Origin of the sequence: Pseudomonas quasicaspiana, assembly GCF_021147825.1 — a bacterium.
Lineage (GTDB): Bacteria > Pseudomonadota > Gammaproteobacteria > Pseudomonadales > Pseudomonadaceae > Aquipseudomonas > Aquipseudomonas quasicaspiana.
On record NZ_JAGTPI010000001.1, the window covers coordinates 46498 to 60832 of the forward strand.

13 protein-coding genes and 1 pseudogene are annotated in these 14335 nt (G+C 56.2%); 11 read left to right on the forward strand and 3 right to left on the reverse strand.

What is annotated here, in order from left to right; all coding sequences use genetic code 11:
- Window positions 1-211 precede the first annotated feature (211 nt).
- Window positions 212-1387: pseudogene (gene nhaA / locus KDX30_RS00240) on the forward strand (Na+/H+ antiporter NhaA); the annotation flags it as partial.
- 584 nt (window positions 1388-1971) lie between these two features.
- Here the strand turns inward: nhaA and KDX30_RS00245 are convergent.
- Together KDX30_RS00245 and KDX30_RS00255 are read right to left on the reverse strand one after the other, a co-directional pair.
- A complete protein-coding gene (locus tag KDX30_RS00245) occupies window positions 1972-2535 on the reverse strand; it encodes a carboxymuconolactone decarboxylase family protein (protein WP_231674612.1) in 564 nt (187 codons plus the stop codon).
- 1075 nt (window positions 2536-3610) lie between these two features.
- Window positions 3611-4525 (reverse strand): LysR family transcriptional regulator, encoded by a 915-nt coding sequence (locus KDX30_RS00255; protein ID WP_122397612.1) that lies wholly within the window; start codon window positions 4523-4525, stop codon window positions 3611-3613.
- Between the two features lie 394 nt (window positions 4526-4919).
- Between KDX30_RS00255 and KDX30_RS00260 the strand changes: the two genes are divergently transcribed.
- The 3 genes from KDX30_RS00260 (at window position 4920) to KDX30_RS00270 (ending at window position 7525) form a co-directional block, all read left to right on the forward strand.
- Entirely contained in the window at window positions 4920-6080 is a 1161-nt protein-coding gene (locus KDX30_RS00260) for an MFS transporter (RefSeq protein WP_231674613.1), read from the forward strand.
- A 289-nt stretch (window positions 6081-6369) separates the two neighbouring features.
- Window positions 6370-6948 carry a DUF1349 domain-containing protein gene (locus tag KDX30_RS00265; RefSeq protein WP_373562225.1) on the forward strand — a complete coding sequence of 193 codons (579 nt, stop codon included), beginning with the start codon at window positions 6370-6372 and terminating at the stop codon, window positions 6946-6948.
- Window positions 6949-7087: 139 nt separating this feature from the next.
- Entirely contained in the window at window positions 7088-7525 is a 438-nt protein-coding gene (locus KDX30_RS00270; protein ID WP_231674614.1) for a DUF4174 domain-containing protein, read from the forward strand.
- 77 nt (window positions 7526-7602) lie between these two features.
- Here the strand turns inward: KDX30_RS00270 and KDX30_RS00275 are convergent, their stop codons facing one another.
- Window positions 7603-8808, reverse strand: a complete 1206-nt coding sequence (locus tag KDX30_RS00275) for an MFS transporter (RefSeq protein ID WP_231674615.1) — start codon at window positions 8806-8808, stop codon at window positions 7603-7605.
- Window positions 8809-8932: 124 nt separating this feature from the next.
- Between KDX30_RS00275 and KDX30_RS00280 the strand changes: the two genes are divergently transcribed.
- The 7 genes from KDX30_RS00280 (at window position 8933) to KDX30_RS00310 (ending at window position 14331) form a co-directional block, all read left to right on the forward strand.
- Entirely contained in the window at window positions 8933-9556 is a 624-nt protein-coding gene (locus KDX30_RS00280; RefSeq protein ID WP_231674616.1) for a TetR/AcrR family transcriptional regulator, read from the forward strand.
- Between the two features lie 204 nt (window positions 9557-9760).
- A complete protein-coding gene (locus KDX30_RS00285; RefSeq protein ID WP_231674617.1) occupies window positions 9761-10639 on the forward strand; it encodes a MurR/RpiR family transcriptional regulator in 879 nt (292 codons plus the stop codon).
- Between the two features lie 235 nt (window positions 10640-10874).
- Complete coding sequence (locus KDX30_RS00290) at window positions 10875-11726, forward strand: transporter substrate-binding domain-containing protein (protein ID WP_027898546.1); 852 nt, start codon at window positions 10875-10877, stop codon at window positions 11724-11726.
- Between the two features lie 8 nt (window positions 11727-11734).
- On the forward strand, window positions 11735-12352 hold the full coding sequence (locus KDX30_RS00295; RefSeq protein WP_095097686.1) for a DUF1989 domain-containing protein: 618 nt from the start codon (window positions 11735-11737) through the stop codon (window positions 12350-12352).
- Between the two features lie 9 nt (window positions 12353-12361).
- Window positions 12362-13006, forward strand: a complete 645-nt coding sequence (locus KDX30_RS00300) for an urea carboxylase-associated family protein (protein ID WP_231674618.1) — start codon at window positions 12362-12364, stop codon at window positions 13004-13006.
- 3 nt (window positions 13007-13009) lie between these two features.
- A complete protein-coding gene (locus KDX30_RS00305; protein ID WP_027898549.1) occupies window positions 13010-13669 on the forward strand; it encodes an amino acid ABC transporter permease in 660 nt (219 codons plus the stop codon).
- A complete protein-coding gene (locus tag KDX30_RS00310; protein WP_231674619.1) occupies window positions 13669-14331 on the forward strand; it encodes an amino acid ABC transporter permease in 663 nt (220 codons plus the stop codon). Before KDX30_RS00305 ends, KDX30_RS00310 begins: the two co-directional genes overlap by 1 nt.
- The last annotated feature ends 4 nt before the right edge of the window (window positions 14332-14335 follow it).

A 14335-nucleotide genomic window follows, 5' to 3' on the forward strand; every position in this document is an offset into this window, starting at 1 on the left:
CACATGTCAGTGAGATGTTCAACCAACCCATGCCCGTGTGAAGAAGCCCGCAGGGGGAACCGACGTAATTGCTGTATTTCCTGGTAGCCAGCAACGGGTCGTCTTGTCATGGGCATTTGTGTAATATGCCCCGCTGGGTGTCACCGCAAATACGCGGCATGGCAGGTTTAACTTAGCGCAGGTCGGGCCGCCGCGCGGGGTTATCGCGCCTATGAACCTGGATCCCTCGCGTCTTGAAAAAGACCATAGTCATCGTGCAACACCAGCTGCGCTGGCTTTTCTAACCCGCTTTTTCGCTGCCGAATCCGCTGGCGGCCTGATTTTGATGGCGGCTGCGTTTGCCGCGCTCGTCGTCGCGAACTCCTCATGGTCTGAAGCTTACTTTTCAACCCTGCATATCAAACTCATTGGTCTCTCGATCGAACATTGGGTCAACGATGGATTGATGGCTATTTTCTTCATGCTGGTCGGCCTCGAAATCAAGCGTGAAATGCTCGTAGGTCAGTTATCCAGCTGGAGCCAGCGCGCACTTCCAGGCTTTGCCGCACTGGGAGGTATGCTCTTACCGGCATTGATCTACATTGCCATCAACTGGGGAAATCCTGAAACCCTGGGTGGTTGGGCAATCCCTGCGGCAACGGACATCGCCTTTGCGTTGGGCGTTTTGTCCCTGCTGGGCAAGCGCGTTCCTGTCTCTTTGAAAATTTTCCTGTCTGCTCTGGCGATTCTTGATGACCTTGGGGCAGTCGTTATCATCGCACTGTTCTACACCAGCGGTTTATCCATCAGCATGCTTATGGCTTCGCTGGCCGTGATTGTTTTTCTGCTCGTGCTCAATCGTTGCGGCGTGAAGAGGCTTTGGCCTTACCTGATTGCGGGCGGTTTACTGTGGTTTTTCATGCTCCAGTCCGGCATTCACGCGACGTTGGCGGGAGTCATTCTCGCGCTCTGCATTCCGCTGGGTGATTCGAACAACGAGCGCAAGTCTCCACTTCTCTATCTGGAGGAAAAGCTGCATCCGTGGGTTGCTTTCGCCGTCGTGCCTGTCTTTGGTTTTACCAATGCCGGAGTGTCTCTTGCAGGCATGTCACCCGGTAATCTGATTGATCCAGTGCCGCTGGGTGTAGCTTTGGGGCTTTTGCTGGGCAAGCAAGTGGGCGTGTTCGGTTTCTCCGCGCTGGCCATTCGTTCAGGTCTGGCAAAATTGCCGGAAGAATGTGGTTGGTTCCATCTATACGGCATAGCACTGCTATGCGGCATTGGCTTCACGATGAGCCTCTTCATCGGGGCACTGGCCTTTGCCGGAAATCCACTCCTTGTAGATGAGGTAAAGGTCGGTGTGTTACTCGGCTCAGTGCTTTCCGCTGCTCTAGGGGTTGCAGTTCTTCTCAGCGCCAGGCCGCTCCTGTTGGAGCCTGATATCAACCGGTCAGGTAGCCACGGACCCGATCCGCTCGATAAAGTAAGCGGCATATAGTGAGCAATTGAGGTGTTCCAGATGCAGGATCAAGTCTTCTGGCTACCCTGAAAGCGGCGGGGTTACTGCCCCGTCGCCAGTACCTTGGTCACACTTCACATTTCAAGCGCGTCAGCCAGTTCGATACCGAGCTACCTGCGGAGCTTCGCAGGCTGGTGTGGCTGAGAATGACCTGACCAGCTCTGGTGCTCTTTGTCGGCAAAGTGTCGTGCTCATCCAGTACACGAAGGCACACTGAATACCAGCCACAGCCACCCAGATCCATGTCAGAAATCGCCGTTCGCGATCGCTCGCACACCCAGTGCCATTGGGGGCAAAACTGGGGGCATTATTAGTTTTTTATGACCTGAAACTACCGTCTTAGAGCCCAGTCAAAATGTTTTTTGGGGATCCGGATAGCCTCTAGCCAAATGATCCTGCCAAGGCATCACACTACATTTTCATGGCCAGATGCTCTGCCCCCAAGAACTCAGAGCATCAGCTCAACAACAGACTCATCGCTCAACAAACAGCACCGGTGCATCAGTATCACGACGCACCGCGAAGACATTCAAAGTCATCGCCACCAACGAGTAATACCCGAACACCCCGACAAGCTCTACAAGGCCAGGCTCTCCGAACGCCTGGATTGCGTTCGCATACAAATCCTCGTTAATCCGACGCGTCTCGTACAGTGACTTACCCAGGCTGTAGACCAACTCTTCGTCCTCGCGCGCGAATTGTGGGATTACTTGCAGCCGCAGTGCTTCAATAACAGAGTCTGTGACTCCCGCCGCACGTGCGATCGGCTCATGAATCTGCCACTCGGCCTGCGACTGCCACCTCGCTGCGGTGAACAGTATCGCCAACTCCGTAAGGCGCAACTCGAGCCGCGTGCCATATCGACAGAACGCTCCCAGTTGCTGGGCATGACTGGCCAGTTCGGGACTGTGAATCCAGGCCAGAAAAGGTCCATCCAGGTTGCCCCTCGGGCCCGCAAGAATGTCCTTGAGTACCGAACGCTGGGCTTCATCCATGGATGCCTCAGTCAGTTCGCTCAGCCGCGATTGAATGACCATGACGGTATTTCCTCAGAGACTTTTCAACATAAGGTGCAGCGCACGCTTGAGTTTGTCAGCAATCTCATCATGGCGGCCTGCTTGAATTTAGCATGTAGCTTGAGCACGGGATGGAACGACGCTTCTCACCATCAATTTCAGGAAGCGGCGGCTGGAACAAATTGGCATCGTCTCGCGCAAGGTCATTTCGTCTTCGCCTTTGGCGGTCCAGTATTAGATCACTCAACTGGGTCGAACACTGCTGCAGCCATTTCTCGAAGTGCATAAGTGGACGCTCGACAAATTGCCTGATGTTGAAGCTGCACGGTTGAAGTTTGACCAGGGCGGAGAGGTAAGTTTAGTCAGGCACGGGATTAAATCATCGCAGCGATCAGTGGGTGACAGTTGATCAAGTAAAATGGGCGCCCCGCCCTGCGTAAGTTATCCAACACCGGCGTTTGGATGGAAACACTCACCTTCATTTACGTCCCATGAAAAGACGCGTGTCTCATTAGATTGGAGAAAATAACTCTACAGTGAAACAACCTATAGAAGATGAACCCTTCGAAAGCTCGGGGCCTCATATAGATTGTCGACCTTTCAGGAGTTTGCAACATGCAGAAAATCACTAAAACGCTGGTTCTAATTTTGTGCATTACCGGAACCATGTCTGGGTGCTTTGACAATTCGGACAGTGACCAGGGAACAAAAAACAATCCCGATAACGGCTCATCGGTAAGAATGGAGCAACACTAAGCAGGCGCTCCTCTTAAGTTCATCATTTGATATTCAAACACGGCGTGCATCCCTTCGGCCGTACGGAGATGAGCCCGTTTTGCGCGAGCTCTGCGGAGAAGGAACCTTCGATTTGACCGGTTTTATCGAATCCGTCAGGTCAACCGGTTACAACGGGCCTTGGGGTGTGGAAATTCTCTCGGAGAAGTTCAGAAAGAAGCCTTTGGAAGAGCTCGCTAGCGTGTCGTTCACTGCGTCAATGAGCGCGCCAAGCGCCAGGCCGTAATTCAAGTTATGGAAAGCGAGGTAATGCCAGCGGGGCTGTCCTGCTGGCGCACATACATGACCGTACGACGCTATTTTAATCCAGCGCCCCACGCTCAGCCCGCAACACGAGTTCATCCACGACACGTCGAACCTTCGGAAGCAGGTGACGCGTTTGGGGCCAGACCGCATGAATCGCCACATCGGCCGTACTGTATTTTTCCAACACCTGAACGAGCCGCCCAGCTTCAAGGTGGTCTCGAACCAAAGAGTTCGGAATCTGACAGATACCGTGCCCGGCAACCGTCATGGAAACGATCGCGTCACCATCACCCACTTCATGGGTGCCCGGTGGAGTAATCCGGATGAGTTCACCGTTTGCATTCTGGACACTCCAACTCATCCGCTGTCCGCGACGGAAGCTTACGATACAACTGTGGTGCTGAAGGTCCTCAACAGATTCAGGACAGCCGTGTTTCGCAAGGTATCCGGGCGACGCGCAAATGATCTGCTTCTGCACCGTCAGACGACGTGCAACGAGGCCACTTGAATCTTTCAATGTGCCAAAGCGAATACTGAGATCGATGCCCTCTTCGATCAAATCAATGACGGCATCGCTGAAGGTCACCGTTAATTTGAGGTCGGGATTTGCGTCCAGAATTTCCAACAGTACCGGGAGCACAACGCTGCGGCCGTAGGCTGCTGGCAGATCGACCCTCAAGCGCCCACTGGGTGTTTGTTGGTGACTGGTCAGCGACGCCTCTGCTGCCAGGATTTCGTCGACAGCTGCCGAGCAACTCGCAAAATAGGCCTCTCCGTCCACGGTTAGCCCAGAGCTTCGGGTGGTGCGATGGAAGAGTTTGCAGCCAAGCCGTTCTTCAAGCTTCGCAATGCTTTTTCCCACTGCTGACTTGGTGATGCCCAGCCGATCGGCAGCCCTGGTAAAGCTTCCTGTGCGTGCGGCTGTCACGAAGATCAGCACACCACTGAGGGCCTGTTCAATCTGCGCCATTGTAGACTTTTACTCCCTTCTGCAAGAAAGAATAGGCGGTCTTTCTCTCCATAGATCTACCTTAGCCTGTTCCCAAAGTGTTTCCTACCCATTGGGATTTGCAGTTTCTGCACCCGAACGTTCTTCGTGAACGCTTCGTCCAGGCAAGTTAAGAGGACATCACCGCGTTCCACGATCGCAGGTTACCTGCAAACAAGTAGAGAAATACTCAACTCTGTTGCTACTGAGAGCGCCTTTATCAACCTAGAAGATACGGGCAAAGTCACATCTTGAAATATCCATTCCCTGCGAGTCATTGCCGCAACAGGAAGTGGCGAGCACCCATCGCCTTCTTTCTCTCAGGCCCGCGTTAAAGCGCGACGACTCCAACTCAAAAATATACAGGATGAAGACTATGCCTTTAGCTTTATGGGCGCTGGCCCTCAGTGCATTCGGAATCGGAACGACTGAATTCGTCATCGCAGGGCTTCTGCCCCAAGTGGCCGCAGATTTCAATATTTCCATCCCCCAAGCCGGTAATCTGGCAACCGTATACGCCTTGGGCGTATTCGTAGGCGCACCTCTGCTGATCATTCTGGGTACCCGCATTCCTCGTAAACCTATGCTTCTGCTCCTGATGAGTTTGTTTGTCATCGGCAACTTCGTCACGGCAACAGCAAGCGACTTCGATATCGCACTGCTGGGTCGGTTAGTGACTTCTTTGACTCACGGCGCATTCTTCGGCATCGGTGCAATCCTCGCCGCCGACCTGGTTGCGCCGAACAAACGCGTTCAGGCCATCTCGTTCATGTTCTCCGGCTTGACGGTCGCCAATCTGGTAGGCGTTCCGGTCGGCACCTGGCTGAGCCAGGTGATGAGCTGGCGCGACACCTTCTACGCGATCACGATCGTGGGTGTGCTGGGCTTCATCGGCGTGTTGATGCTGATACCCAAAATCCCTAACCACGAGCGCCCTCAGATCAAGAAAGAATTCGCAGCGTTTGCGAACCCCCGCGTCTTGCTCGCGATGGGCATCACCGTCTTTGGCCCGGCAGCGTTCTTTACTTCAATCACCTACATCGCACCGATGATGGTCGAAATAGCCAGGTTTGACCCTGGTAGCGTGACGTGGCTGATGGTTGCCTTCGGTCTCGGCCTGTTCGTTGGCAACATCCTGGGTGGTCGTTATGCCGACAAGGCTCTGATGCCACTGCTGTACCTGACGCTGGGTGGCCAGGCAATCGTCTTGCTGATCTTCAGCCAGACCGCTCACAACCAGATCATGTCGGTAGCCTGCATCCTGCTCATGGCAGGTTTTGGCTTCGCAACCGTTTCCCCTATCCAGAAACTCGTCATGGACAAGGCCCGAGCGGCGGGCGCTCCGACCCTGGCATCTGCGGTAAACATCGGCCTGTTCAACCTCGGCAACGCCATCGGTGCCTGGGTGGGTGGCATTGTGATCGCTGCCGGCCTGGGTCTGGCGGCCCCTAACTGGGCAGGCGCCATTCTTTCAATGATTGCGCTCTTGCTAGCTTTGGCATCCGGGGCGCTGGACCGTAAGCACAGTAGCCGGTGAGTTGGCAGGACGAGAATATGTGCCGCAAATGCCCGTCCGGGCCACGGACGCCGAGCCAAGCTATTGATGTCTTGTCCATACAGCTAGCTCAAGCACCCGAAAAGCGCCTGACAACAGGTGACCTGTTTTTATACGGCTGTCACGTATTCGCAATGGCCAAGGTGGGTTTCAGGTTGATTTTCTCCAGCATGAAGGTAAAACAGTCACCATTCATCCAGCACAGAATATGGAGGGCAGCTTGTCAGGTAAAAAATGGATTCCAGCGGTCAGTCAGCGTTTTGAAGAGTCCATCTGGCGAACGGCCAACTGGCTAAATGAGCCGAACCATTGCCTCGCCTATTCAGACGACTCATTGGAGGTGGTGACTGATTTCCAGACCGATTTCTGGCGGGTAACTCACTACGGATTCATACGAGACAGCGGGCATTTTCTGGGGTTTAAAACCACGGGTGGCTTCACTGCTCAAGTGAGGATTAACGCCGAGTTCCGCGAGCTTTATGATCAAGCCGGGATTATGGTCAGGCTCAATGAGCAGACATGGGTCAAGGCCGGGATTGAGTTCAACGATGGAAATCCGATGATCAGCAGCGTGCTCACCGTAGGCAGATCAGACTGGGCGCCCGGCTCCTTTACAGGAGACCCCGACGACTTTTGGCTTCGTGTGACCGTTTCCGATGGCGTGCTGCGCTTGCAGTATTCAACAGATGGCGTGAGCTGGCCATTGCTAAGACTTGCCCCCTTTCCAGAGGCGGAAAGCTATGAGGTTGGCCCTATTTGCTGCACCCCGCAGCGCGAAGGGTTAAAGGTAAGATTTTCCGAATGGTCTTTGACGCCGCCCTTGGGGCGGGATTTACATGATTTAAGCTAACTCCGACTTATGTGAGCGCAGACTTAATCTGTAATGCCGGGCTCGTCGCGTGCAGAACCTCCGACCTTCGGTCAGTGATCGCGAGCAAACCGGCAAAACCAGCGTCGAAGGGTTGATACATCCTGCTCAGGAGATGCCAATGAAAAGCTTAATGACTCCACTGGCCTTGCTGCTTGGTATGACGGGCAGCCAGGTCATGGCTGACACCGCCTCGAACCCCTTGGTCAGTGAGCGCTGGCAGTCCCGGCCGTTGATCGTCGTAGCACCCAGCGCGAGCGACGCGTCCTGGCTTGAATTCCAGCAAGAGCTGATGAAACCTGCCAACCGCGAAGCCTTTGTCGAACGGGAGATGGTGCTGTATTCCGTGGTCAATGGCGTCGGCAAGCGCAATGATAAGGCTCTGGATCCAAAGGCCACGTCGTCGCTGCTCAACACACTGGGTGTAAAGCCCGATGGCCCGACACGTCTGCTCCTGGTAGGTAAGGACGGCGGTACAAAGGTGGACCAATACGCGCCGCTGGACATCAAGGCGATTTTCGCGACCATCGACAAAATGCCGATGCGCCAGAATCGCTAGCTTCGTGCTCCCTCAGCTCATGGACGCTGGAGCTGGCTGCTGCCCTTGGCCAGCAACCAACTGAATGCCACTGAATATCAATGACCAACGACCACTTGCCCGGACTGCCTGTCACCGCCTGCGGAACCATGGACTCGGGCTCGGGATGCAATGGCCAGACTTAGCAGTAAAAGCACCAATAGAACCCACGGAAAAGAGCTCACTCCCCATTGCCCAAGCAACACACCACCCAGTAATCCGCCCCCTGCAATGGCGCTGTTCCAGACCACGACGTTCATCGAAAGCGCAACGTCAGCGCCCTCACCTGCCGAGTCGGCAAGCGCGGTTTGCAAAAGCGTGGCAGCGCCACCGAAAGTCAGGCCCCAGATAAATACCCCGACGTAAATGGCCGCAGCTGTGTTTGAAAACAAGCCAAGCAACACCGAAACCGCTGCGAAGGTTACGAGGCTGACCAACACGGTTGTACGCAGATGACGATCAACCAGCCGTCCCGTTACCCAGATGCCCGCCAACGCGGCGACACCAAATGTGAGCAAAACCAGATCCACATCATTTGCCAGCCCTGCCTCGGCGACGAAGGGCGCGATATAGGTGTAAAGAATGTTATGAGCCAGCATCCAGGTGAACACGACGCCCAATACAGAACGCACACCCGGCGTAAAGAACACCTGACGAAGCGCCATGCGCTGTGACGAGGACTGACCGGGATAGTCCGGCACGTTGACCAGAACCCAGGCGATCAACACCAGCGTCATTCCGGACATCAATCCAAATGCCATGCGCCAGCCCATGAAACTACCCAGCCAGGTTCCCAGTGGCACGCCGAGCGACAACGCGATGGGCGTTCCCACCATGGCAACCGCCAGCGCGCGGCCCTGCAACCGGGGCACAACCATCCGTCGTGCATATCCTGCGATGAGGCTCCAGGCCAGACCCGCAGACACCCCGGCGAAAAACCTCGCGACTAACGTCAGCCAGTAATTTGAAGACAACGCAGTGATGGAGTTGAAAATCAGAAAGCCGACAATCGTCAGCAGCAGGACAGTTCTACGACGCCAGCTTTGTGTGGCGATGGTCAGCGGAATGGCTGCCAGCAGTGAGCCCAACGCGTAAACAGTCACCATCTGCCCGGCAAACGATGCCGATACTCCCAGGCCACTGCCGATCTCGGGCAGTAAACCCGCAGGCAAGGTCTCAGTCACGATGCATATGAACCCCGTCATCGCCAATGCCAGTAGCGCCCCAAGCGGAAGCTTTTCGCTCTGTTTCTCATCTGCAGTCATTCGAATCTCCCGACTAATATACTGATCGGTATAAATATAGGGAGAAGCTACGGGATGGTCAACGACTTATGTATCGATTAGTATTTAAGTAGCTTCACTCAACTACGTCTGAAGGAGATCCGGCATGGCACAGATGGGACGTCCACGCACGTTTGACCGTGACGTGGCAATCACGCAGGCGCTGCATTTATTCTGGGAGCATGGCTACGATGCGACATCCCTCAGTCAGCTCAAGGCCCACATCGGCGGAGGCATCACTGCGCCTAGCTTTTACGCCGCCTTTGGCTCCAAGCAGGCGCTGTTCACTGAGGTCATGGAGCGCTACCTCACCACCCACGGCCGGGTGACCGATAGCCTGTTCGATACCACCCTGCCGCCCAGGGAAGCAATTGAACTGACCCTTCGTCGCTCAGCGAAAATGCAGTGCGAGGCCGATCATCCCAAAGGGTGTCTGGTGTCGTTAGGACTGATGAGCGCTTGCTCGGACGAGAGCAAGGCGATTTCCGAGCCGCTCGCGCGGGCAAGAAATCTGAACCGTGCGGGTATCGTTGCCTGTATCGAACGCGCTATTAACACAGGCGAATTGCCTGCGACGGTGATGCCAGAGACTCTTGCTGCCGTGTTCGACAGCTTCATGTTGGGCCTCTCGACGCTGGCGCGCGACGGCGTTCAGCATGCCACTTTAGATGCCGCAGTGACTCAGGTGATGGGGCTTTGGGATAGCTTGCGCACCGTTGCCGAGCAATGAAAGTGAACAGTGCTGCATTCAACTGAGCACTTAGCGCCTGCAGACCTGTTTGAGAAAACGTAGCTAACAGGTTCAGGTGGCCGGCACTCGCGCAGCGTACGGATCTCAAGAATTGACTGACGTTTACCCCATACCATCCCGGGTATCACCTCCCACGCCCGCTTTTCTATAAACTTCAGCTTTCGTCTGTCAGTGAGAGCGCCCATGTCTACCAAGGTCATATCCAGAGCAGCCGAGCAAGCCGCCTCACTGGAAAGCCGTATTCGTGGCCGGTATGAACAGATGTCAGCGGTTGAGCAGAAGCTGTCCGACGTGATCCTCGCTTCGCCCGGCCACCTGGCGATGCAGACCGCGACTGAGCTGGCGATCAGTGCCGGTGTTTCCAAGGCCACTACCACCCGCTTCTTCCGCGCGTTGGGCTATGACTCGTATGAGAAGGCTCGCCGAGATGCGCGCAAAGCCAGCACTGGCGGCTCGCCTTTATATTTGCAGCATCTAGGTGAAGAGGACCACGACCCTCAGACACTGATTCAGCATCACCTGAATCAGGAAGTCACCAACCTGATCAAAACCTACGAGTCCCTCGCTCAGGCAGATCTGTTCCAGATCGCACAGGCCATCGCCAAAGCCCGTCGAGTGGTGCTGATCGGTTATCGCCACAGTCAGACCATCGCCGTCATGTTTCGCAGCAACCTCATCCAGGTACGCAGCGACATCCTGTTGCTTCCTGCACCCGGCGATTCTCTGGCCGAGTACCTCGCAGGGCTAGACGAGCGCGACGTAGCCATCTGTATTGGCTTGCGCCGTCGTGTGCCGCAGCTTGAAAGTGGCATGGCAGCAATGAATGCCCTCGGCGTACAGATTCTGTATATCTCTGATGTGCTGGCCGGTAAGCCTGCGAAGCTGGCGAAGTGGGTCATACGCTGCCACACCGAGGGCACCCTGATGTTCGACAGCAACTCGAGCATCGCGGGTATCACCAACCTCCTCTGCTCGCTGGTCGGCAGGGAGCTGTCCAGCGAAAAATCGACGCATCTGGCCAACGCCGAGGTTCTGCATCAGGAACTGGGCGAGCTGGAATAGATCCCGATAGCGACCGATACGGCACCATAACAGCACAGCCGCGCACCAGCGCGGGGCGGGCCGCCCTACTGCCAAAGCTCATGAGCACACGCACAAGAAACATTGGTTTCATTATTTTAGCTGGTGAAACCATTGTTTCTTAAGGCTTGCTGATCTTCTTTCAAGTCCGCAAGCAACGCTGGCACAGAAACTGCGATACCCCTTTAGTCTTCATACCGAACCAAAGGGCGCCATCATGAAAAAAATGTTCCCAGGTATACCGTTTGTTCTGGCTGCAATGACCTTCGGCGCCACGCTGTACGCGACAGTGGCTTCAGCCGATACACTCGATGAAATCAAATCCCGTGGCACGCTGACCGTAGCGATCGATCCAACCTTCGCCCCCTATGAATACACCGATGACAGCGGCGCGATCATCGGCTACACCCCGGCAATCATGGCTGAGGTGGCGAAGACCCTGGGCGTAAAAGTCGAATACCAGAAGATGGCCTTCAGCGGCATTATCCCCGCGCTGATTTCAGGGTCAGTGGACGCCGAAGGCTCGTCCCTCAACGTCACCGCCGAGCGGGCGAGCAAAGTGCTGTTCGTGGCGCCGTTCGGTAAAAGCGTCAATGCGGTCATGACCCGTGCCGATGACAAGCGCCTGGACCCTGCCAGCCTGAAAATCGAAAGCCTCTCCGGCTTGAGCGCAGCGGTTAAAACCACCTCCGCGCCGGAACAACTGGTCAAACAATTTAACGTCGAACTCAAAGCCAAGGGGCTGGCACCGATCAAGATCGTCGGCGTCGACAGTGTCGATCAGACACTCTCAGCGCTGATGACCAAGCGGGCCGATTTCATCCTCGACGACATCACCGTACTGGGCAGCCTGCGCAAGCAGCATCCTGAAAACCTGCGCCAGGTCGGCGAACTGGGCGACAGCCAGTGGATCAGTTGGGCCACACGCAAAGATGATGTTCGCCTGAACAAAGTCATCAGCGATCAGATCATCGCCATGAAGAACTCCGGCGAATTGCAGAAGCTGCAACAGCAGTATCTCGGGGTGACCTTCGACCTGCCTTCCAGTGACTTCATTCCTGCCAAATGAGTACCCACATGTCTTCCCCTGTCACCCAAGTCCATGTACCGGCCGGGCACGGCCGCACGTTCGAAGTCCGCAGCGGCCAATTCATCACGGTGATCGACCGTGACGGCCAGCAAGCCGCTGACTTCGTCGCCATCGTCAACGGTCAGCCCGAGCAATATCTTTCGCCCACCCACACCCGTCGACGTCTGAACTCGCTGTTTTTTGCCATCGGCGACAGCCTCTACTCAAACGCCGATGAGCCTTTATTGCAGGTACTGCATGACACCGTCGGTGTGCACGACGCCAACGTTCCAGCCTGTGACTGCACGCGCTTCAGCGTTGACTTCGGGGTCGACGGCCATCGCAATTGCCTGGACAACATGCACGAAGGCCTGAGCCATTACGGAGTGCTGCCGGTAAACGTGCCCGAGCCTTTCAACCTGTTCCAGAACGGCCCGGTAACCGCCGACTGCCGGATGCAGGTCACCGATCCGACCAGCAAGGCAGGAGACAGAATCGTCTTTCGTGCCTTGAAAGACCTGGTCTGCGCGGTGTCCTCCTGTCCGCAGGACATCATTCCGGGTAACGGGCTGCTCGTTACTCCCATCGACATCGTCATTTCCGATGACGAACCGTCGCACGCCTGAGGCCCTCCCATGCTGATCATGAAAGACGCCATCGAAACCCGAGCGCCACTGCCACCCCAGTCCGTCAGGGTGCCCGCCGCCAGCGCCGGATCAATCCTCGTCAAGCGCGGCCAGTTGCTGCGTGTTACAGCCCTGCAAGACGGCGCCGTGGCAAGCCTTTTCGGCTTTAGCGAACTGGAGACCAGCGTCCATTTGTCGGTGCATCACACCCGGGTGTTCAGCAACTCGTACGTGCTGGGTGCGGGCATGCGCATGGTCAATAATCGTCGACGTCCGGTCATGGTGCTGGGCAAGGACAGCGTCGGTAAACATGACCTGCTAATGCCGGCCTCCACGACCGCCTTCCTGGCAGCCAACGGCTATCCAGACCAGACCGGCTGCGTGGAATCGCTCAAAGCAGAGCTGCAACGTCTCGGCCGTCAGCAACCCAAACTGCCGGACCCGATCAACCTGTTCATGAGCGTGCAGCTGGATCAGCAAGGAACGCTGAAGCCGTTACCGAACACGGTCAAAGCCGGTGACTCGGTGACCTGTCGCGTGGTGCTGGATACGCTGTTCGTAGTGTCCACCTGCTGCACGGGCATCGCGGGCAATGATCAACCCGGCGCGGTCGAATTGTCAGTGGCTGAAGACCTCAGTGAATTTCCGGTTTAATCCATGAGTTCATACGCGCAACTGCTAAATGCCCTGCCTGATCTTGCGAACGGGCTGTTGGTCACGCTGGAGTTGACGTTGCTTGCCGCCGTTACCAGCTTCGGCATGGGCCATGTCATCTGGTGGCTGCGCGGACGATCGACGCCAATGTGGCGCGGCCTTGGGCATTTGTACGTCAGCCTGATGCGTGGGGTCCCGTCGATTGTCCAGTTGTTCATCGTGTTCTTCTCTCTGCCCCTTATTGGGTTGGGTGGCAAACCCTTGCTGGCTGCGGTACTCGCCATAGGCCTGAACAGTGCAGCGTATGTCGCCGAAATCCTGCGCGCCAACTACCGCAACCTGCCCGGCGGGCAGACCGAAGCGTCTTCGGCGCTCGGGCTCTCAGCCTTTGAAACGTGGTGGTATGTCTCGGCGCCGCAAGCCTTGCGTGCCAGCCTGCCCGCGCTGGTCAATGAGTTCACCCTGGTGGTCAAGACCACGCCATTGGCGTCAGTGGTGGCAGTGACCGAATTGACCTACGCCGGGCAACTGGTGATCGCTCGCACCTACGAAGCCACCCCGGTGCTGGCAATCGTCGTCGCCGGTTACCTGCTGATTTGCTGGCCGACACTCAAGCTCGCGCGACGCCTGGAAAGTCGCTTCAACCGCTCCAGGAGGCAATGATGGATTGGTCAGCGATTCTCTATAACGCACCTGATCTGGCAGCGGGCCTGCTGGTGACCTTGCGCCTCAGCCTGATCTCGGCGTGCACCGCCCTTACCTTTGGTGCGCTGTTGGCGTGGGCTCTGCAGCGAGGTCAGCCGTGGTTGCACGCAATGGTGCGCGCCTATATCGACTTCGTGCTGGGCTTGCCGATGCTGGTGCTCATCTATCTGCTGTTTTTCATCTTGCCGGAATACGGCATCACACTCAGTTCACCGGTAGTGGGGGTTACCGCATTGACCCTGTATTACGGGCCGTACATGGGTGAAGTATTACGTTCCGCATTTGGTGGCATTGCCCGGGGCCAGTATGAAGCCAGCGCCGCGCTGGGGCTGCGTCCTTGGGAAACCCTGCGTCATGTGCTGCTCAAACAGGCACTGCCCGTGGCGCTACCGCCATCGATTGGCTTGTTGATAGGCCTGATCAAGGACACCGCGCTGCTCTCGGTAGTGGGCGTGGAAGAGTTCATGTACGCGGCCAAGCAAGCCATCTCCACCAGCTATGCCCCACTGGAAATTTACCTTGTTGTCGCCCTCGCCTACTGGCTGATCACCCTGTTGCTCGATACCGCCGCGGGCGCTGTTGAGCGCCGTCTCAATCGCCATCGTCTGGCCCGAACCTGAATCT